The sequence below is a fragment of the Paenibacillus alba genome (assembly GCF_013204855.1).
In the GTDB taxonomy this organism is placed as follows: Bacteria; Bacillota; Bacilli; order Paenibacillales; family NBRC-103111; genus Paenibacillus_E; species Paenibacillus_E alba.
Window position 1 is genome coordinate 1 of record NZ_JABMKZ010000057.1, and the last position, 17,938, is coordinate 17,938.

Genomic DNA, 17,938 nt, shown 5'->3' on the forward strand with positions numbered 1-17,938 from the left:
AATTCTCTCATGCGAGAAAACCAGTTATCCGGTCTTAGCTATCGTTTCCGATAGTTATCCCGATCTAATAGGCAGGTTACCTACGTGTTACTCACCCGTCCGCCGCTAAGCATTTCCCGAAGGAAATACTCCGCTCGACTTGCATGTATTAGGCACGCCGCCAGCGTTCGTCCTGAGCCAGGATCAAACTCTCCATTGTAGCGAACGATTGCTCGTCCGTATATTTGAAAGCTGAAATGCTCAATTGACTTGCTAGCGAGATTTTACAATCTCTTTTTGAACGATTGCTCATTCGTGCTTACTCACTCGTTGTTCAGTTTTCAAAGATCAATTTCTTACGTTTTCTTCGCCATCCGTTTAGCGGCGACTTTTATAATATATCACATTCGAACCATTCAATGCAAGCTTTTTTTATTTTTCTTTTTTTCAAGCTTGGCTTACATCGTGTATTTCATTTGGTTTTAAATGCAAACCGTTTTTAGCGGCGAGAGTTAATTTATCATAGAATCGCAATCAAAGTCAAGCAATAAAATAAGAATAAAAAAAGAATCAGAATAAGTCCTGATTCTTCGCGGGTTTATCCCCTTAAATACTTGTATATTTGAGCTCAATTTCGGAAATTTCCTCGTCCATGAGAATGGCTACTTCTTTGATTAAACCTTTTTTGACAAGTTTGTTCAATAATAAAGGAAGTTCAGCCTTCACTTCTACTAATTGAACATGCTGCTGAAGTTCATCTGAGCTTAGAGGCCGCTCACTTTCTCTGAGGATTTGAATAAATGCCTCACAACAACGCTCCATTTTGGACATAACCGAAAATTCGCAAGCAAGCAAAACAAGCTGAACTCTTTGTTTCAGAGTCTCCTTACTCGTGGTCAATTCTTCATAGAGCTTATATACACCAGGATTAATAGCACGAATCTGTCTCCAAACCGTGATTTCCGGGTGGTAGCCATCTTCAATAATGACGATACGCGCCCAATGATGCAGAGCTTCGAGAATATTATTGTAAGCATCCAATAGATGCTCATCAAGTACATATTCCTTGCTTTGCAGATATTTGCGCAGAAAATGTGAGAATTCAACAAGCAGCTTATGCTCACGCTGATCACTTGGAAATTCCAGTATACGATGGCGCAGGCCTTCTAAATAAGTGTTCTGATCCAGAAGTATCTCCCCTTTTAGCAGCCAGTGAAGGATATTTCGATTGAGACCTTGCCGTACCCATAGCTCGAGTGATGAAGGATCTACCCATCTTTCTTGTATCCTCGAATCGTCTCTTATATAATTAGTCGTATGATTGTTCAGGTTCAGGTCGTTCGTTACGATAAGAAATAGCGTATCAAAACCATCTGTCAATGAGGGAAGTTGCTTAGGATTATCAACCGCCATGACACTTATGATCCGCTGGTCGTTTCGAAATTTAAGCAAAAACTGCCCTTTATCGATTCCCATGGGTATCCAAAGCTCCTGTCTCCAAAATGTTTATATCTTAGTTCTACAATGGTGACGGAGTTTCCTGCTGATTTCTGTGACAAATCATACAAAACATGATGGCTAAATGATGGGGAGGAACAAGAATTGCGTTTCAGATCAAGTAAAGTAAATGAATTTCGCTTATGGGGTCTTGCTCTGACTATGGGCGGAATGCTGCTTATGATTATAGGTTTGGCAGGTATCGTCTTTGATTGGGGGAAAGCCGGCCGCATCATCGCAGTGGTCTTCATGATCCTCGGAATGATCACGATGATGGTCAGCATGGGCATCTACTTCTGGGCTGGTATGCTGTCGACATCGGCAATTGCTTTGGATTGTCCCGAATGCGGGAGAAGAACGAAAATGCTAGGCAAAACGGATCGCTGCATGTTCTGTAAAACCATTCTAACTGTCGACCCTCAGTTCGAGCCTACGGCAGAAAGCGAAACAGCCGCAGCCGCACAAGCTGCTCAGATCGAGCTTAATCGTGATCATGAGCACAAGCCTCATTAAATCAGGAAATAGGCTATCCATTATCGGCTAAACCAAAAGGAGCTTTCCTCAAGTATTTTCTACTTGTAGGGAAGCTCCTTCGTCTATTTATGGCTTCGCAGGCACTAATGCATCCTGCATGGTTTTCCACATTGGGGCTTGCTCAAAGCCTCTACGCCATGAGGCGATGCCAGCCAAATCATATTTCTTAACCAGCTCGATCCTTGCCTTCACCGAAGTTTCATCTTCCAGCCAGATGCGGATCAGCTTCTCTCCGTCTTTGTACTCCACATAATTCTGCCCTGTTTCCGGCAAGAAAGTCGGCGTGAGCTTCTTATCTTTGATTATGGCTTGCGCAGCTTCCATTGTTAAGGTTTTGGAGGTGGCTGTCGTTTTACCATTTTTGGTTTCTTCTGTCCATTGCCGCGTATAGAATGGTATTCCGAGGACAAGCTTAGATGGTGGCACCTTATCTGTGTTCAGCAATTGCGCAATGGACCGATCTGTCCATGGAAGCGATGAAACAGAACCAGACTTAGGGCTGGTAGCCCAGTACTCGTCATAAGCCATCAACATCATATAATCCACCACTTCAGCAAGCGCAGGTCTGTCATAGAACATGGACCACATCTCATTGGTTGATTTAGGGGTAACATCGATAGAAACAGATAACCCCTGTTCATGCATAAATGGCGTCATCTCACGGACAAATTGAACGAGATTGTCTTTATCTTTGATATAAACATTTTCAAAATCAATATTAATGCCTTGCAGCTTGTAGGTCTGGGCGAAGCCAAGCAATTGCTTGATGATTTTCATCCGACGGTCATAGGTCGAGAGCGCTTGGGACGTTCGGTCTGCTTCAAACCCGTTGCTGAACAGCGCCCAGACCTGATAATCGCGCGTTTGTGCCCATTTGACATAGGAAGCATCGGCAAGATTCTTAATGCGCCCCTCTCCGTCTGCCAGAGAGAACCACGTTGGGCTAACCACTTGCAATCCGGGCATGTCCCCCAGCTTCGAAGTATCGGGGTTCTTGGTAATGACATGCTCCCAAGTCATATTTAGTTTGCCATTCAGAGGTTTCCAAGGGACATAAGAGGTTGGCTGCGGCTGAGTAGGAATCGTTTCTTCATGATCCAGCACGAGATCCGCCTTTTTCACATAACCAATCGGACCACTTTGCTGCTGAACCTTGTACCAATCCTCTTCCTCGCTTAAAATCATGACTTGCTCATTGCTTGCAAGGGCAGAAAGAATTGGTGCTTTAATCGACGCAAAGGTGCGCAATTGCGCTTCCTCTGTACCGTTATATTTTCCCCACTTGAGAAGATCGCCTTTTTTAAATAAAAGAACAGCACCAGACTTCTCTGATTCCCTAATTTCAAAAGGGTACAGCTCACGTAGAGGCTCGATCGGCACATAAATATCGTTCCCTTTCTTTTCTACGGGAAAAGACAACGTGATAGGTTTCTCATTCATAAATGCGGATAGCTCGGTTGTCTTTAGGCGAAGCACTTTTTCTTTGGTGGTGATGATCACTGAATCACTGCTTTTTTCATATATAATGGTTGGGTCTATCCACTCCTGAATAAGCTCCAGCGGGAGTTTCAGCCCCTCCTTTTCACCAATGGCGCTTGCTTTATAATAATTGCCTTGATAAAAAACCGGCTTGCTCAATTCATGGTATTCCGGGTCTACCTTCATCCGGTTAGGCGCCAGCTCTTCCCATAAGAATGCTGCTGCCCCGGCCGCAACTATGCCAATAAAAAGGGAACTGATAAGAAGAATTTTTTTCGATGATCTTTTGGGTTTCGGTTGCTGCGGATCTGCGGGTGGTCGTTGCAAAATTTCACTTCCTTTATGCGATATAAAAAGAAAAAAACGTGCTCTTACTTCTCACTAACAAGAAGTTCGATCACGTTTCATTATACATCATAGGAACAGCGAATGAGGAATTCTGCGCAAGTTAATGCTTGGTAATCCCTATGCAGTCCGGGCAAACACCATATACCTCTAGCCGATAGCCACTCACTCGAAAGCCAGTTTGCCCAGCCGCGGTATTCTCAATATCATGAAGTGGCGGATATTCAAAGTCCGAAATCTTCCCGCAGCCTTCACAAACCGCATGATAATGGTCCGTCATATCCGCATCAAAGCGACTGGAGCTGTCTCCATACGTCAGTTCTCGAACGAGTCCCGATTCTATAAATACTTTGAGATTATTATAAACAGTCGCTACGCTCATGTTAGGAAATTTCGATTCTAGAGATTTGTAAATGTCATCTGCGGTCGGATGAGTCATGGAATCCAATAAGAAAGCAAGGATCGCATGCCGCTGTGGCGTCATCCGAACACCGGTTGTCTTCAACTTCGCTAGTGCCTGTTCTAAATGTACAGCCATGGTACTCACCACCTGATGTTAGTCATTAAAACCTTACACTATATTGTACGTGTGTTAATTGACTTTTGTCAATGATGGTTATGGCAATTACGTGCATGATGGTTTATTTATTTTTGCGGGAATCCAGCAAATACATCGCAATACCTGCAAGTACGAGGACGACCGATCCCAGATAGGAGCCCATTAAATTAAAAAGCCCTGTCACCCAAAGCGGTTTGTTGCTGAGCAGAAAGAAAACAGCTCCCGCGGCGATCAAGATGACGCCCATATTGGTCCCCTTGATCAGTTTCTGCAGCGGATCGCGGAATTCAATGTCCTGAACCCCAGAGAATTCACCTAGTTCCATACGCCGATTCACATGATCTGTCGCCTGGAGCGCATCGAACAGATTATAGAAGTAAATGACTGGGAGAAATAGGGCAAACAAAGTGACTGCAGCAACACTTGCGTTACTTTGACTAGCAAGCGAAGTGATGATGAAGATGTCTAGGATGAGCAGCATCATAATAAATAAGCCACGCTGCATGAGCCCTAAATAGAAATGTCCGGTTCCCGGAACGATGAACGACAGAATTCCTGCCATCCATTTGCGCTTTTTTGGAATTTGATAATAAGGGGCAAAATGCGAGTAGCTAGGTTCCCCCGTGTACGAGGGGATATGAGTGTGATCCTGTGGTACATTCATAGAAAAGCCTCCGTTCTATTAGTGAATTATCATTTATTGGGACAAATGCTGGATAAAAGAAGTCAGCTGCAAAATCCCAGCATCTATATTCATGATTTTGTTAATAATACCGGATTGAATAAGAACAACGGTAGCTGCGATAGCGATGGAGCTGTTGAGCAAATAGGTTTGCCGGCGAATTTGCGTCTTAGATGCGAGAACTGCTTGTTCTTTCTCTTGAATCCCGCTCATGATACGGTCCGTCAGCTCAGAACTGGGTTCACTTATTGGCATATCGTCCAGCAGCTTATTTAGGTATTGCGTGAGCCGGATGTCCTCCTGCGCCTTTGGCGTCATGCGAATTCACCTCCAACCATTTCTCTTTGAGCATAGCTTTTCCACGGTATAATCTGGTTTCGAGCGTTTTGACCGGCAACCCGGTTGCCAAGGACATTTCTTGATAGGAAAGCTGCTTATAGTGGAACAAATACATAATCAACCGATACTTGTCCGGGAGCTCCGCCAAAAGTGCCTGCATGCGCTCCTGCTCATCCTTCCGCAAGGCCAATTCCTCTGGCTGCTCGCGGGCGTCAGTAAACCAGCCCTTCATTTTATCAAGCAGTGCTTCGTATGGCCGTCTCTTCTGAGAACGCCGATAATCTGTCACGAGATTCGTTGTCATTCGGTAGAGCCACGTTGTGAATTTCGCATCGCCGCGAAAATGAGCCAACGAACGAAACAGCTTAACGAACACATCTTGGGTTAAGTCTTCAGCAGTTTCCTTATGCCCGACCATACGGTAGATAATTGTATAGATATAGCTCTTATGACGCTCTACCAGTACACGATAGGCATCGGAATGACCATGACGGATCCGATCGATCAGCTGCTCATCCGTCATATTGTCCATGCCTGACTCCCCCTTTCTGTTCGTCCACAATCTTAGACGCTCCCTATGTGCGCACCCCTTCAATTTTTGCTTTTTTCAATGGTAACGCCGGTGACTCCCTGAATTTGATTGATTCCTTCAAGGACAACGGCGATAATCGGAGGCTTCGGAATGGTCACGTGAAATGTGATTTGCACTTGATTCGGTTTATCTGGATCCTCGTGCTCTTCCAAGGTAATTTTGCGAATATCCACATTTTGCTTGCCAAGGAGAGTCGTAATTACACCAAGGGTCCCCGGCTGATCTGCTGCCTGTATTTTGAGAACCCGCACTTTTTTTCCATTAAAATACTTATGCTCTACTTTATTAAGAATCCATAAGGAAATAAGTACCATAAAACAAACTAAAATTGCCGGATAATAAAAGCCCGCTCCAACGGCGAGCCCAATCCCAGCCACAACCCACAGCGAAGCGGCCGTCGTTAGACCCGTTATGGACCTTCCATTAAACATAATCGTTCCAGCGCCCAGAAAGCCGATACCGCTGATCACTTGGGCTGCCAAACGCGAAGGGTCAAGACGTACATTGACTTCGTTCACAAAAGCGCTAAACCCATACATGGACAGCAGCATAACGAGCGAAGAGCCGACACACACCAAAATATGGGTGCGAAGCCCTGCCGCATGGCTGCTAACCTCCCTCTCAAACCCAATCAAACCGCCAAGAAAAAGCGCAAGAACTAACCGTATCGTAATGTGAACCTGATCAATGACCCATGGATTACTCATGATGGAATCGCTCCCTTAACGAACTAAGAATGGCTTGCCGGACGCTCAAAGGTACTCAAACATACACCAGGGGGTACCGTAAATACCCGCTTCAACGTGAAACCAAAGCTTTGGTATAACTGAATGGCGGGCAAATTGGCTGTGCCGGTAGACACAAGGAAGAGTAGAGCCCCCTCTTTCTCCTGATCCATTAGTATATGTTGCAAAAGTGACCTAGCAATCCCACGGCGAAAAAAATTCGGATGCACCATCATCCGGCAAATCGTAATAACGGAGCCTTCGCGAGCGAAGGAAATAGCGCCAGCCAGCTTCGTTTCGTTCTCATCCTGAACAAAGTAACCATAAAATGTTTCCTCTGCCTTACGTATAGAATCAATGCCATCCTTCAGGGGAGGAATATCCTCAAAGCCAATCAACTCAGCTTCTACGCGGTAGGAGGCGATTTGCAAAGATAGTAGGAGCAGGATCTCCGCGTTCGTTTGTAAAGGTAGTCGTTGTATAGACATCGTGTGCCCCCTCCATATAATTGAAAAAAAGTGGTGTCCTTGGGATCGGATCACCACTTCATACTTTATCACTTGCTATTCAGGCACTCCACAATTAATTTATTGACGAGGCCTGGGTTGGCTTTACCTTTGGTTTCTTTCATGACTTGCCCGACAAGGAAGCCTACGGCTTTCTCTTTGCCAGCTTTGAAATCAGCTACGGATTGCGGACTGTTCGCCACTACCTGCTCAACGACGGCCTTGATCGCACCCTCGTCACTGATTTGTACAAGTCCTTGCTCTTCTACGATCTTCTGCGGCTCTTTGCCGGATTCGAGCATTTCCTTGAAGACTGTTTTGGCAATCTTGTTGGAGATGGTGCCTTTCTCAATCAGGCCGATCATTTCGCCAAGACCTTTGCCAGTGACTTTCACATCTGTGAATTCAAGGCTATTCGCATTCAAATAACCGAGCAAATCACCCATGATCCAGTTGGAGACCGCTTTGGCATCCTGTGTATACTGCAAGCTCTCTTCGAAGAAGTTAGCGAGCTTCATCGAAGAAGTGATAACTTCCGCATCGTAGCTAGGCAGTCCGTATTCACTGCTATAGCGCGCTTTGCGAGCGTCCGGCAGCTCCGGAATGGATGCTTTGACACTAGCTTTCCAAGCATCGTCGATGTACAAGCTCACCAGATCCGGATCCGGGAAATAGCGGTAGTCATGCGCATCTTCTTTGCCTCGCATCGCAACTGTCTTGCCTTGGGCTTCATCCCAGCGACGCGTTTCTTGATCCACTTCGCCGCCGCTGCGGAGAATGTCCGCTTGGCGGAATTCCTCGTACTCGAGCCCTTTTTGGACTCCGCGGAACGAGTTCATGTTCTTCAGCTCGGCTCTCGTGCCGAACTTCTCTTGCCCGAAAGGACGCAAGCTGACGTTGGCATCGCAGCGCATCGAGCCTTCTTCCATTTTCACGTCGGACACATCACAGTAGATCATGATCGCTCTGACTTTCTCCAAATAGGCTCGCGCCTCTTCAGGAGATCGCAAATCAGGCTCAGACACAATCTCAATGAGCGGCGTTCCCGCTCGATTGAGGTCAACAAGTGAGGCGTAGCCGCCATCGACGTGCGTTAGCTTCCCTGCATCTTCCTCTAGGTGAACGCGAGTTACACCGATTCGTTTGCTTACACCATTCACTTCAATATCCACATAGCCGTTCAAGCCAATCGGCTGATCATATTGCGAAGTTTGGTAAGCATCCGGCGAATCCGGATAAAAATAGTTTTTACGATCAAATTTACTATGTGTAGAAATGGTGCAATTCAGCGCCATAGCGGCCTTCATCGCGTATTCAACCGCCTGACGATTCAGTACAGGCAGTACGCCCGGGTGGCCTAAGCATACCGGACATGTATTCGTATTCGGAGGTGCTCCGAATGAGGTTGCGCATCCGCAAAATATTTTGGAAGCGGTATGAAGCTCAACATGAACTTCAAGACCAACGACCGTTTCAAATTGGGTATCTGTTGCCGACAAAATGAATGCCTCCTTCGTGACTCATGAACTATGAACTTACAATTGCGGGCGCTGTTTGTGGTGATCTGTATGCTGCTCAAAAGCGTGGGCTACACGCAGAAGGGTAGCTTCATCCAGCGCTTTGCCGATGACTTGCAGGCCAACCGGAAGTTCGTTCACGAAACCGCAAGGTACGCTAATCGCAGGAATACCCGCCAAGCTGACCGGAATGGTCATAATATCGTTCAAATACATCGTAAGCGGATCATTGCTTTGCTCGCCAATTCGGAAAGCAGGCGTCGGAGCCGTTGGTCCGATAATGATATCGAATTTCTCAAATACTTGATCAAAATCTTGCTTGATCAACGTACGTACTTGCTGTGCTTTCAAATAATAAGCATCATAGTAGCCTGAGCTTAAGGCGTATGTTCCCAGCATGATGCGGCGTTTGACCTCAGGGCCAAAGCCTTCGCTGCGGGACATATGGTAGAGATCAAGCAAGTTGTTCGCATTGTCGGAACGCACACCGTAACGCACGCCGTCAAAGCGGGCAAGGTTGGAGGACGCTTCCGACGAAGCGAGCAAGTAATAGGTAGCAACCGCATATTCGGAATGCGGCAGCGTGACTTCTTCCCATACAGCGCCTAAGCCTTCCAGCACTTTGAGCGCTTCGAGCACTTTCTCTTTGACAGCCGGGTCGATTCCCTTGCCCATGTATTCCTTCGGTACACCGATGCGCAGACCTTTGATATCTCCAGTCAAGGCGCTGAGGTAATCAGGGATGTCCACTTTCGCAGAAGTGGAATCTTTGGCATCATAGCCTGCGATAGCTTGCAGCAAGTAGGCAGAGTCTTCGACGTTCTTCGTCAGCGGCCCGATCTGATCGAGGGAAGACGCGAACGCGACGAGACCATAGCGGGACACAAGCCCGTACGTCGGCTTGAGACCGACGATGCCGCAGTAAGCAGCCGGCTGGCGAATCGAGCCGCCGGTGTCGGAGCCCAGCGCGAAGTATACTTCGCCTGCAGCAACCGCCGCAGCGGAACCGCCGCTGGAGCCGCCGGGTACATAATCCGTGTTCCACGGATTGTGGGACGGATGGTAAGCGGAGTTCTCATTGGAGCCGCCCATGGCGAATTCATCCATGTTGAGCTTGCCAATCGTAACGGTTTGCGCTTCTTTCAGCTTCGTGACGACAGTAGCGTCGTAAATTGGATTATAGTTGGACAGGAACTTGCTGGCACATGTTGTGCGCAATCCTTCTGTCACCATGTTATCCTTGATCCCGATCGGCAAACCGAATAGATCGCTCGTAGTCGCACTGCTTGCGAGCTGCTCGTCCAATCTGGCAGCCGTTAATCGGGCATTTTCTTCATCTAAAGTAAGGAAAGCGCGAACCTTGCTTTCTACTTGCTGGATTCTTGTATAGGATTGATCCACGAGATCGGCAACTTTCAGTTCTTTGCCTTGAAGCTTCGCGTGAATTTGTTGTAGGTTTAGATCAAACAAAGACAACGACAGGCACTCCCTTTCATCTGGTTCTCTATTCTAAAACAGCCGGAACTTTGAATTGCCCGTCTTCATGATCGGGTGCGTTCAGTAAAACCTTTTCGATCGGCAGCGACGGTGCCGTAACATCTTCACGCATGACGTTCACCATGGGCATCGCATGACTTGTCGGAACAACACCTTCCGTATTCAGTCCATTCAGCTGTTCGGCATATTTTAAAATCGCATTCAGCTGTTCCGTAAATAGCTCTTTCTCCGTATCACTTAAATCGAGTCTAGCCAACTTTGCGACGTGATCGACATCTGTTTTGGTTATGCTCAAGTTTTCTACACCCCTTGTATCAGCATTTAGTCATTCTTTTCATTATATCCCAGAAATTTTGCGAACTCAATCCAGAAAAAACCACAGCTCCTTCCCGTTCAGGCTGCAAACCTGGCACATGGCAGAAAACTGTGGTTGATTGCGGATAAAAGCTTGCGCATTATTGGATAAAGCCCGTATCCATCGCTTTGGCTTTTTCCTTTAAAACATAATATTTGAGCTTGGCGGCGGCTAAGGTTGTCTCATTTTGACGAACCTTCACTTGAAACTTGTTCAAGTCATGCTTGGAAATGACGCCAACATCGAAACGAAACTTCATTTTCGTAAAATCGGCCTGGACATCTGTTAAGTTCCGCTGCTCGCTCAGGACAGTCTGATAAGCATTGTGGGCATCATGATAGGTTGTTTGAATTTTTTTCGTGAGATCGAGTTTGGTTTGCTCGTTTTTCTGTCCATTGATGGCCAAATTCGCACCCAAATACGTATTCCCATACGTATTCTGAGTTACCGAAAAGTCGGTTTCCCATAGCGCCTCATCTATGTTATTTCCCGAAGATTTCATTTGATAGGAAGATTTCAATAGCGTAGTTGTATCGGTTTCCGTGATCGGGTCAGTCGACATGTTGGCGATATCCTTCAGGACAAGATTAGGATCATAAGAAATGCCGATGTCCGTCGAAAGCTGTACAAGCCCCAAGCGATAGTTGTTAAGCAGTGTAGCGATATCATCTTTTTGCTTGTTAATGGCTTTTTGAACGGTCTGAACATCGTCCGCTGAAGCTAAGCCCTGCTGCGAGAACAGCGATGCCCGAAGCAAGTCTTTTTCCATCACAGCTTCGTACTCATTCATGAAATCCAGTTGCTTCTTCTGACCCAGCAGCTGCACATACTGTGCAATCGTCTGAAGGCGAATTCCTTCCTTGGCCTCATCGGTTTGCAGTTGTGAGTTCCGTTGATCTGTGCCGAGTTGGTGCGCTGCGGTCTTCATTTGCGCTCGCTGCGCAGAAATGATCGTGTTCATCCCTCCGGCTAGTGCCCCCATCCCCTGCATCATTTGATTGATGACGTTGTTCTGCATCACAGTCCAAGCAATATCCGTTGGATCTGTGAGGTTAGGCAGCTGCGGATTGCCGGTGGAGGTGACTTCAGCAGGCGTACTTGGCAAATGCCCAGGGGTAAAAGAAGCAGAGCCCATCGCCTCCATTTGCGACTCCAAATCGGCTTTTTTACTGCCTTGGGCAGCATATTTCAGCGCCAGCAAAGCTAAGTTATGGTTATCCTTCAGTGCTTTATCCAGCACATAAGGTAAATCTACAGATGATACTGTCTCTAGTATATCTGTGTTGATATAAACATTTTGAATAGGTTCTTCGTCCGTATCAGCATAGCTAATGGCTTGCGTGCTTGAAAAGAGCAACAGGGCTGCTGATAAGCTGATGAGCGTTTTTTTCAAAAAAATCGCTTCCTTCCTTGATGGTTATACGGAAATATTCGAGCCTGACGGCAGCATAGGCTGCGCGCCAACAGTGGCATCTTGTTGTTTCTTTTTCGAAAAGACAACGAAACGCGTTAAGATCATAGCGATGAAATAGGTCAAGGCGCCAGTCAAAATGAGTGATAGGCAATCATGCCAAATGACCGAGAATTCATTGCCTTTCACGAAGACATTACGAACTCCGTCTAGGAAATAGGTAAGTGGAAGCATATGACCGAACACTTGGAGCGCTTTGGGCATCGCCTCAAAGGGCCATGTGAAGCCCGAGAGCATGAAGGACGGAACAGCAATTAACATAGCCGTCTGTGTCGCCCCCAGCTGGTTCCCAGAGAACAAGCTGATCAAGTAACCGATCCCGCTGACGGCAAAGGTAAAGCTGAGAATAATCGCCAAGCCGACCAGCAAACTGCCGCTCATTGGCGCGCCAAACGCATATAAAGCAATAACAAAGGTGACCGACGTGTTAAATAGGTTGATTAGGAAATAGGGCGCTGTCTTCACGTAAGCGATGCGCCACGGATTCCGTTTCCAAGCTTCGAACCGCTGCCATGTCCCGGCATCCTTTTCACGTGTGATCGTCAAGGCGATGCCCAGAAATAAAACTTGCTGCAAAATCGCTCCTACCAGCCCGTATAGCATGAAATCACTATAGTTGAAAGTAGAGTTGTACATGATACGGTACCGATACGGAATCGGAGAAAGGGTGTTCATGATTTGTTCATTCTGCAGTCCTTGCTGCAGCTGCAGCTTTTTCTGCGAATATCCCATGCTGAAGGTCGTGATCACCTCATTGGCGCCTTTGGTAGCCGAGTTCGAGATCATCATGTTGCTGCCGTCAATCAAGGTGAGCAGTGGCAATGTTTCCCCATGCTTCAGCTTCGCTTCAAAATTGGAAGGAATGATTAAACCTACCTTGGCTTCCCCCGTTTCCAGCGCCCGCTTCACTTCTTCCTCCGAGTGATATTCCTTCTTAATTTGGAACGACTCACTCTGTTCGAAGGCTTGAATCACTTGCCGACTTAACGGACTCTGGTCTTCATCTATCACGACCGTAGCCATTTCGGTTACTTTGTGATGCACATATATCGAGCCAAACAGCACCGTGTACATGATCGGAACGAAGAACAAGATCAGAAAAAGACGTCGGTCCTTCAGAATGTGCATCCATTCTTCTGTTATTAACTTGCCAATCCGAAGATCCATCTCTTTCATCATCCTTCCGTTTTACCGATCCATTGCAGCGTCATGCCGGTTGTTGCTGTCTCAGGCAGTTGATTAAATTCAATTTTGATGCCAAACGAGCGGATGTCCGTTTCACCTGAGGTTTGTGTTGCTTTCTTAATGGCAAAATCCGGCGCTGCCGCCAAAGTCGTTATCGTACCCTCGACTTTCTCACCCGTTGAAAGCATCGTCATACTGATTTTGTTGCCCACTTTGAGGCCTGCTACGGAAGTTTCCGGCATATAGAATTTCGCCCAGCGCTGCTCTGTTGACTCCATGGAGAAAACCGGAAAACCAGAACCAACCAACTCGCCAACTTGCGCCGATTGGTAAAGCACAACGCCATCGGTCGGTGCTAACAGCTCTGTATAGCTCAAGTACGTTTCGGCTTCCAGCTGAGCCGCTTTGGCTTGCAATTCACCGGATTGAGCCGATTTGATCGCGCCTTGTGCTTGCTGAACAGCTGCATCCGCTGCTGCTACATCCCCTTGTCTGACCTTCACAGTTCCACGGTTCGCTTCAGCCAGCTTCAAAGAAGCATTCGCCTGTTCGAGCAAGGCTTCCGCTCCGCGAATCTCTTCCTCGCGTGGACCTTGATTCGCCATGTTTAGCTGCTGCTGAGCTAAATCACGTTTGGTCTTCGCTTCCTCGAAGCTCACTTTCACTTTATCCACGTCCGCTTGCGCGACGAGCCCTTGCGCCAGCATCGCATTCATGCGGTTCAAGTTCTGCTCGGCAATGGCGTAAACTTCCGACGCTGCTTGGAACTGAATCTCCGCTTGCTTCTTCTCTTCCGGACGCGCTCCGTTATGAAGTCCGTCTACCTTCGCTTGAGCTGCACTTACAGCAGCTTGAGCTTGGGCTACTTGCTGTTCAGCGGTATCCGCCGTTACGTTCACACCAGCAATCCCTTGCTGCTTCTTGGCTTCAGCGGTAGCTGTTGCGCCCTGGGCTTCAGCGATTTTCCCTTGTGCCAAAGCGACGGCTGCCTTGGCCTGTTGAACCTTGGCTTCAATTTCCGTGCTCTGGAGGCGGGCCAGAACTTGCCCTTTCTTTACGGCCTCGCCCTCTTTGACAAGGATTTCTGTAACCCTTCCTCCTACCTTAAAGCTGGCGCTGACTTCGTTTGTTTCAATATAAGCCGTCGGATGAACTTGATTGGCCGCATCCGTTTGGCTAATTGCCTGTTTGGATGTTAAAAGAAATGTACTTGTTCCGATGACAACCGCCATCGCAGAATATACCATTGGTCGAATAAAGCGCATAAATACCCCTCCACTATTAAACAAATAAAAATTACGAGTTCATGAAATTACCGAAATACTCTTGCAGCAGGCTCAAAATACGCTCATCCGATAAGGGCTCGTTCTGCTTCTCCCAATCGAAGACTAATGCCACATACAACTTGAATAAAATGAAAGCCGTCATCTTCGGATCGCAACTTTTCATCGTACCGTTATGTATCGCACGCTCCATATGCTCTGAAATGAATTGAACGACTTCCGTCTCAATGCTAGCCATAGCCTCAATCGTAACCTGACTGCCATATTGCTGAACCTCATGGGCCAATTGAATGAGCAGTTCATGCTCTTTGCGAAAAACGAGAATACCGTAAAGCGCGCCATGAAGTTTCTCAAAAGGCGTCGCCCCTTCGACAATGGCTTTCTGTGCGACAGTTTTCATTTCAGTAATTAACGACTGTATAATCTCGTGCAGGAGCTCTTCTTTATTTGCAAAAAATATATAGATCGTCGCTTTGCCAACGCCCGCAATTTTTGCAATTTGATCCATCGTCGTACCTTTATAACCGAAAAGCGAAAATGATTTCTTCGCCGATTCCATAATAAGCAATTTTTTGGGATCCATTTTCTCACCTCAGAACTAAAATACTAAAACAGTTTTGTATTCGGATATTAATGTAACACCATTTCGTCTTTTTATCAACTAAAAAATACCGGATAGACTTGACATCCTGCCATAACTGTTCGCAATCTTGATCGTCTTAGAGATCAGTAAAAGGATGAAAAGCCTGCGATTGTGCATCCTTTTCGTCTTGGAAATTAGCAAATGAGCGAAAAGCCTGCAATTATGCATCTTTTAGAGCCCTTTTTTCGATATCAGGATGGAAAAGCTTAAAAAGCCTGCATTATCGCAGTTTTTCCCATGAACTCCTATTTGCACAAAAATCGGTTATTGTTCACGAATAGAAGTCTTTGCAGACTCTGCTCCCAAGCTGTGAAAACAGAAAAGAAGCTGCCAAGTAGATGTATCTACTTTTGGACAGCTTCTTTTTTCAATTGCCTATTAAATCCAGGCCTTCAGGCCGATTTGTTTGATGAAATCTTCAGTGGATTGAACTTCTTTGTCCCGTTCGATATCCGCTTCTTCGCTGGAGCCGCCGTTCATAACTCTGCGAAACAACTCTTCATTCCTCGTAGCCAATGCGAAATCAATCAGCGCTTCCCGCTCGATTTGGTCCGCTTCCTGATGAAGAAGAACTTCTTCGAGCTCTATGTCCGAAGCTGGCACATAATAGTGTTTGTTGTCTCTAGGAACACGAACAACGTAATCGAAGATGTTATCGTTATTTCGATCATAAGCTATAATATATCCATATCCGCCTATCGGCAGATTTTGTTCTAAACTATCGGCAATCACGATGATTTTCTCACCTAGACGAAGCATTTGAGTTCCTCCCACCTGTATGAAGCTACCTAGATTAGTAGATTGAAAGCTTACTAGTCCTATCGTACTAAAAAAGATAGTTTGTGTCCAATTGAAACAATTGAAATGCGTTGTTCATACTCCATACATATTTCTCGCCTATACTACAATTACATTTACTTAATTTAAGGAGTTGCTTACTATGCTTAAAAAATCGTTACATACTTTGCGTTATATCGGCTGGGCGGAAGGATCATCCTTTCTTATTTTACTGCTCATCGCGATGCCGCTAAAATACTTCTTCGATATGCCGAAAGCTGTCCTATTTGTAGGCATGGCGCACGGCGCTCTATTCGTCCTTTATCTCTTATCGCTCGCTTGGGTAACGCTGCTTCATCGCTGGTCCATTGGGCGTGTGTTTGTTGCATTCATTGCCGCCTTTATCCCTTTTGGTCCATTTCTGCTGGATCGTCGTCTTCGTTAATGAAGAAAGTTTCAGCATGTCGAAGGAAACTGGTATAATAACGAAAGGTTGTTATTTCGTTAGTTAAGATAAGGAGATCGACATGAGTGAAGCCGCAACGCAGAAGGTGCGGCCTTCTTTAACGGAAGGTCCTATCGCGAAGACATTATTTTTATTTTCATTGCCTATTCTATTTGGAAATGTGCTGCAGACGTTGAATGGATCTATCAATGCCATATGGATAGGCAAGTATCTGGGAGAAAGAGGACTTGCCGCTACGTCCAATGCCAATCTGATTATGTTTTTCCTGATCAGTGCGATATTCGGATTTGCCATGGCCGCGGTTATTATGATTGGTCAGAATCTCGGGGCCAAAAGAGTGGATGATGCCAAGAAAGTCGTCGGAACAAGCGCCGTCTTTTTCTTCACGCTTTCCTTAATTGTCGCTTTATTGGGACTGCTTTTCTCTTCCACGATTCTCGATTGGATGAACACTCCAACGGACGTGAAGGATCTCGCGGTAACGTATACGCGCATTATTTTTGCTGGCGTCCCTTTTATGTTTGGCTTTAACCTGATTATGGCCATTTTGCGCGGCTCTGGGGATGCCAAGACACCGTTTTATTTCTTGCTGCTATCGGCTATTTTGGACGTTGTCCTCAATCCACTGCTCATTCAAGGTATGGGGCCTTTTCCAAAAATGGGCATTGCCGGCTCGGCTGTTGCTACGTTTATCGCGCAATTGATCAGCTTTGTACTTCTGGTTGTGTATTTGTATCAAAAGAAATATTTTCTGCGGATCACCAAATCGGATACCCACCTGCTTCGCCTGAACTTCACGATTATTCGTGCGCTGTTTCAAAAAGGGCTGCCTATGGGATTAAATATGGTTGTTGTTTCACTGAGCAATTTGATCCTTATCCATTTGGTCAACTCGTTTGGTTCCGAATCGACAGCTGCATTTGGTGTAGCGACGCAAATATCGAGCTATGTGCAGATGCCCGCAATGGCGATCGGCGGAGCCGTTACCTCGATGGCCGCCCAGAACATTGGCGCCGGGAAATGGGATCGAGTGACCCGCATTACATGGTCGGGCGTGGCAATGAACATCATCATGACGGGGATTATCGTCGTCTTCCTGCATCTGTTCAACCGTCAGGTCGTCGGACTCTTCCTGCCCACGGAAGGCAAAGCGATTGATATTGGCGTCCATATTAACAATATAACCTTATGGTCATTTATCATTTTTGGCATTTTCAATGTCGTCGCAGGTGTCGTTCGATCCGCAGGAGCCGTGATATTCCCGCTTATCGTATCTTTCATCGCATTGTTGATCGTACGGATTCCACTTGCTACCGTCTTGGCTCACTCCTATGGGTTTGATGTGATTTGGTGGAGCTTCCCGATCAGCTTTACAGTAGCGGTCATTCTGAATGTACTGTACTATCAGTTCGGCAACTGGCGCAAAGCACGAATGATGCCAAGCAAAGCGTAAAGAACCAATCCAAAAGCAGTCTGCTGAGCCTAACAATGGGCTCCCAGGCTGCTT

19 protein-coding genes and 1 rRNA gene are annotated in these 17,938 nt (G+C 46.4%); 3 read left to right on the forward strand and 17 right to left on the reverse strand.

Annotation, left to right across the window (positions count from 1 at the left end):
* Nucleotides 1-199 (reverse strand): 16S ribosomal RNA (locus HQN90_RS35745); the annotation flags it as partial.
* 386 nt (nucleotides 200-585) lie between these two features.
* Nucleotides 586-1,455, reverse strand: coding sequence for a nucleotidyltransferase-like protein (locus HQN90_RS35750; protein WP_173227612.1), 870 nt, complete (start codon nucleotides 1,453-1,455; stop codon nucleotides 586-588).
* A gap of 126 nt (nucleotides 1,456-1,581) precedes the next feature.
* On the opposite strand from HQN90_RS35750, the gene HQN90_RS35755 reads away from it, so the two are divergent.
* Nucleotides 1,582-1,989, forward strand: coding sequence for a DUF2614 family zinc ribbon-containing protein (locus HQN90_RS35755; protein ID WP_173227613.1), 408 nt, complete (start codon nucleotides 1,582-1,584; stop codon nucleotides 1,987-1,989).
* Nucleotides 1,990-2,076: 87 nt separating this feature from the next.
* Here the strand turns inward: HQN90_RS35755 and HQN90_RS35760 are convergent, their stop codons facing one another.
* The 15 genes from HQN90_RS35760 to HQN90_RS35830 all read right to left on the reverse strand — a co-directional run bounded on the left by HQN90_RS35760 (nucleotide 2,077) and on the right by HQN90_RS35830 (nucleotide 15,947).
* A complete protein-coding gene (locus HQN90_RS35760; RefSeq protein ID WP_246362986.1) occupies nucleotides 2,077-3,816 on the reverse strand; it encodes a glycosyl hydrolase family 18 protein in 1,740 nt (579 codons plus the stop codon).
* A 121-nt stretch (nucleotides 3,817-3,937) separates the two neighbouring features.
* Nucleotides 3,938-4,372, reverse strand: coding sequence for a peroxide-responsive transcriptional repressor PerR (gene perR, locus HQN90_RS35765; RefSeq protein ID WP_173227614.1), 435 nt, complete (start codon nucleotides 4,370-4,372; stop codon nucleotides 3,938-3,940).
* 103 nt (nucleotides 4,373-4,475) lie between these two features.
* Nucleotides 4,476-5,057: a DUF6677 family protein gene (locus HQN90_RS35770; protein WP_173227615.1), complete on the reverse strand. Its 582-nt coding sequence runs from the start codon at nucleotides 5,055-5,057 to the stop codon at nucleotides 4,476-4,478.
* A gap of 33 nt (nucleotides 5,058-5,090) precedes the next feature.
* Nucleotides 5,091-5,393 carry a hypothetical protein gene (locus HQN90_RS35775; protein ID WP_173227616.1) on the reverse strand — a complete coding sequence of 101 codons (303 nt, stop codon included), beginning with the start codon at nucleotides 5,391-5,393 and terminating at the stop codon, nucleotides 5,091-5,093.
* On the reverse strand, nucleotides 5,344-5,946 hold the full coding sequence (locus tag HQN90_RS35780; RefSeq protein ID WP_079414017.1) for an RNA polymerase sigma factor: 603 nt from the start codon (nucleotides 5,944-5,946) through the stop codon (nucleotides 5,344-5,346). Before HQN90_RS35780 ends, HQN90_RS35775 begins: the two co-directional genes overlap by 50 nt.
* 59 nt (nucleotides 5,947-6,005) lie before the next feature.
* Entirely contained in the window at nucleotides 6,006-6,713 is a 708-nt protein-coding gene (locus tag HQN90_RS35785) for an MgtC/SapB family protein (protein WP_173227617.1), read from the reverse strand.
* Nucleotides 6,714-6,736: 23 nt separating this feature from the next.
* Nucleotides 6,737-7,219 carry a GNAT family N-acetyltransferase gene (locus tag HQN90_RS35790; RefSeq protein WP_173227618.1) on the reverse strand — a complete coding sequence of 161 codons (483 nt, stop codon included), beginning with the start codon at nucleotides 7,217-7,219 and terminating at the stop codon, nucleotides 6,737-6,739.
* 68 nt (nucleotides 7,220-7,287) lie between these two features.
* Nucleotides 7,288-8,739, reverse strand: a complete 1,452-nt coding sequence (gene gatB / locus HQN90_RS35795) for an Asp-tRNA(Asn)/Glu-tRNA(Gln) amidotransferase subunit GatB (protein ID WP_079414020.1) — start codon at nucleotides 8,737-8,739, stop codon at nucleotides 7,288-7,290.
* A 33-nt stretch (nucleotides 8,740-8,772) separates the two neighbouring features.
* Complete coding sequence (gatA, locus tag HQN90_RS35800; protein WP_173227619.1) at nucleotides 8,773-10,230, reverse strand: Asp-tRNA(Asn)/Glu-tRNA(Gln) amidotransferase subunit GatA; 1,458 nt, start codon at nucleotides 10,228-10,230, stop codon at nucleotides 8,773-8,775.
* Between the two features lie 28 nt (nucleotides 10,231-10,258).
* Nucleotides 10,259-10,546, reverse strand: coding sequence for an Asp-tRNA(Asn)/Glu-tRNA(Gln) amidotransferase subunit GatC (gene gatC / locus HQN90_RS35805; RefSeq protein ID WP_079414022.1), 288 nt, complete (start codon nucleotides 10,544-10,546; stop codon nucleotides 10,259-10,261).
* A gap of 160 nt (nucleotides 10,547-10,706) precedes the next feature.
* Nucleotides 10,707-11,999: a TolC family protein gene (locus HQN90_RS35810; protein ID WP_173227620.1), complete on the reverse strand. Its 1,293-nt coding sequence runs from the start codon at nucleotides 11,997-11,999 to the stop codon at nucleotides 10,707-10,709.
* A gap of 24 nt (nucleotides 12,000-12,023) precedes the next feature.
* Nucleotides 12,024-13,244: an ABC transporter permease gene (locus HQN90_RS35815; protein ID WP_246362987.1), complete on the reverse strand. Its 1,221-nt coding sequence runs from the start codon at nucleotides 13,242-13,244 to the stop codon at nucleotides 12,024-12,026.
* An 8-nt stretch (nucleotides 13,245-13,252) separates the two neighbouring features.
* Nucleotides 13,253-14,527 (reverse strand): HlyD family secretion protein, encoded by a 1,275-nt coding sequence (locus tag HQN90_RS35820; protein ID WP_173227621.1) that lies wholly within the window; start codon nucleotides 14,525-14,527, stop codon nucleotides 13,253-13,255.
* 31 nt (nucleotides 14,528-14,558) lie between these two features.
* On the reverse strand, nucleotides 14,559-15,128 hold the full coding sequence (locus tag HQN90_RS35825) for a TetR/AcrR family transcriptional regulator (RefSeq protein WP_173227622.1): 570 nt from the start codon (nucleotides 15,126-15,128) through the stop codon (nucleotides 14,559-14,561).
* 438 nt (nucleotides 15,129-15,566) lie between these two features.
* Nucleotides 15,567-15,947 carry an ATPase gene (locus HQN90_RS35830; protein WP_079418798.1) on the reverse strand — a complete coding sequence of 127 codons (381 nt, stop codon included), beginning with the start codon at nucleotides 15,945-15,947 and terminating at the stop codon, nucleotides 15,567-15,569.
* A 181-nt stretch (nucleotides 15,948-16,128) separates the two neighbouring features.
* Here HQN90_RS35830 and HQN90_RS35835 point away from each other — a divergent pair, with 181 nt between their 5' ends.
* Nucleotides 16,129-16,410 (forward strand): DUF3817 domain-containing protein, encoded by a 282-nt coding sequence (locus HQN90_RS35835; RefSeq protein WP_173227623.1) that lies wholly within the window; start codon nucleotides 16,129-16,131, stop codon nucleotides 16,408-16,410.
* 82 nt (nucleotides 16,411-16,492) lie between these two features.
* Nucleotides 16,493-17,884 (forward strand): MATE family efflux transporter, encoded by a 1,392-nt coding sequence (locus HQN90_RS35840; RefSeq protein ID WP_173227624.1) that lies wholly within the window; start codon nucleotides 16,493-16,495, stop codon nucleotides 17,882-17,884.
* The last annotated feature ends 54 nt before the right edge of the window (nucleotides 17,885-17,938 follow it).

Excerpts from the sequence above, each read along its gene's own strand:
- HQN90_RS35785 (WP_173227617.1), bottom strand. The coding sequence starts at position 6,713 with ATGAGTAATCCATGGGTCATTGATCAGGTTCACATTACGATACGGTTA.
- HQN90_RS35750 (WP_173227612.1), bottom strand. The coding sequence starts at position 1,455 with ATGGGAATCGATAAAGGGCAGTTTTTGCTTAAATTTCGAAACGACCAG.
- HQN90_RS35775 (WP_173227616.1), bottom strand. The coding sequence starts at position 5,393 with ATGACGCCAAAGGCGCAGGAGGACATCCGGCTCACGCAATACCTAAAT.
- HQN90_RS35840 (WP_173227624.1), top strand. The coding sequence starts at position 16,493 with ATGAGTGAAGCCGCAACGCAGAAGGTGCGGCCTTCTTTAACGGAAGGT.
- HQN90_RS35825 (WP_173227622.1), bottom strand. The coding sequence starts at position 15,128 with ATGGATCCCAAAAAATTGCTTATTATGGAATCGGCGAAGAAATCATTT.
- HQN90_RS35820 (WP_173227621.1), bottom strand. The coding sequence starts at position 14,527 with ATGCGCTTTATTCGACCAATGGTATATTCTGCGATGGCGGTTGTCATC.
- HQN90_RS35780 (WP_079414017.1), bottom strand. The coding sequence starts at position 5,946 with ATGGACAATATGACGGATGAGCAGCTGATCGATCGGATCCGTCATGGT.
- HQN90_RS35830 (WP_079418798.1), bottom strand. The coding sequence starts at position 15,947 with ATGCTTCGTCTAGGTGAGAAAATCATCGTGATTGCCGATAGTTTAGAA.
- HQN90_RS35815 (WP_246362987.1), bottom strand. The coding sequence starts at position 13,244 with ATGGATCTTCGGATTGGCAAGTTAATAACAGAAGAATGGATGCACATT.
- HQN90_RS35770 (WP_173227615.1), bottom strand. The coding sequence starts at position 5,057 with ATGAATGTACCACAGGATCACACTCATATCCCCTCGTACACGGGGGAA.
- perR (WP_173227614.1), bottom strand. The coding sequence starts at position 4,372 with ATGGCTGTACATTTAGAACAGGCACTAGCGAAGTTGAAGACAACCGGT.
- HQN90_RS35790 (WP_173227618.1), bottom strand. The coding sequence starts at position 7,219 with ATGTCTATACAACGACTACCTTTACAAACGAACGCGGAGATCCTGCTC.
- HQN90_RS35835 (WP_173227623.1), top strand. The coding sequence starts at position 16,129 with ATGCTTAAAAAATCGTTACATACTTTGCGTTATATCGGCTGGGCGGAA.